Origin of the sequence: Brachyspira sp. SAP_772 (assembly GCF_009755885.1) — a bacterium.
GTDB lineage: Bacteria > Spirochaetota > Brachyspiria > Brachyspirales > Brachyspiraceae > Brachyspira.
This window is the reverse complement of record NZ_VYIX01000088.1, coordinates 1-840: the sequence shown is the minus strand read 5'-3', so window position 1 is coordinate 840 and position 840 is coordinate 1. Positions and strand designations below refer to the sequence as shown.

Sequence of the window (840 nt, the reverse complement as noted above, 5' to 3'; positions counted from 1 at the left end):
TTATTTAGCGCATGAGTCTGCATAATCTGAACTGTTTCTTTTGGAAAGAGTTTTCTTATCTTAGAAACCCATATCGGCACAGTTAAATTGCTTTTATTTTTACCGCCCTTKGTTGTTGTACTATTATCATCATTATAATAACCATCTTCTTGTGAATATTCTCTGTCATACAAAAAATTTAGAGTTTCATTAAGTTCAGATAATCCATTTTGCAATTCAATATTATTATCTGCGAAATCTCCGAGTATAAGACGCCATCTATTTAGAGTGTTATTTTCGTTATTATTATMTAATTTTATCATATTTATTTTTTATATTGATATTATTTTATATAATACTAAAAATTACTGAGTTTGTCAATTTTTATGAATATATTATAGTTTTTGTTTTATTCAACTTTTTCCCGCGTACGAGCTGTACCACCTTGCCGCACGRTAATRTTWTGCTTYAATTATAAYYTCTTAGKCGTGYGGGGGAGTACTTTTAATGTACAATTAAATTATAAAATTTATCATAAAAATTCAGTTCTTTTTCTTCTTTGTGGCGACAAAAGAAGTGGGGGTGTGTACCATACTGGCACGCTTCGCAGGGGGCAAAGCCACCACAAATAAAAAACTTAAAAAATATTTTTACAAACTTAAAAATTTCTACCATATAGTAACAAGCAGTTTATATAGTATAGGAAGAAGTATAACMGTTAAAGCTCCAGCTATACCTATAGCAAGACCAGACATAGCTCCYTCAGTCTCTCCCATCTCTATTGCCTTACTAGTACCAACAGCATGCGATGCAGTGCCTATTGCAATACCTATAGCTAAAGGWGATTTTATTCTAAATATT

The 840-nt window shown here is 31.1% G+C and carries 1 protein-coding gene and 1 pseudogene; both read right to left on the bottom strand.

Going from position 1 to position 840, the window contains the following annotated elements:
* Positions 1-302: pseudogene (locus GQX97_RS12755) on the bottom strand (hypothetical protein); the annotation flags it as partial.
* A 345-nt stretch (positions 303-647) separates the two neighbouring features.
* The coding region (locus GQX97_RS12750) for an LrgB family protein (protein ID WP_198391238.1) at positions 648-840 on the bottom strand (193 nt) is incomplete at its 5' end.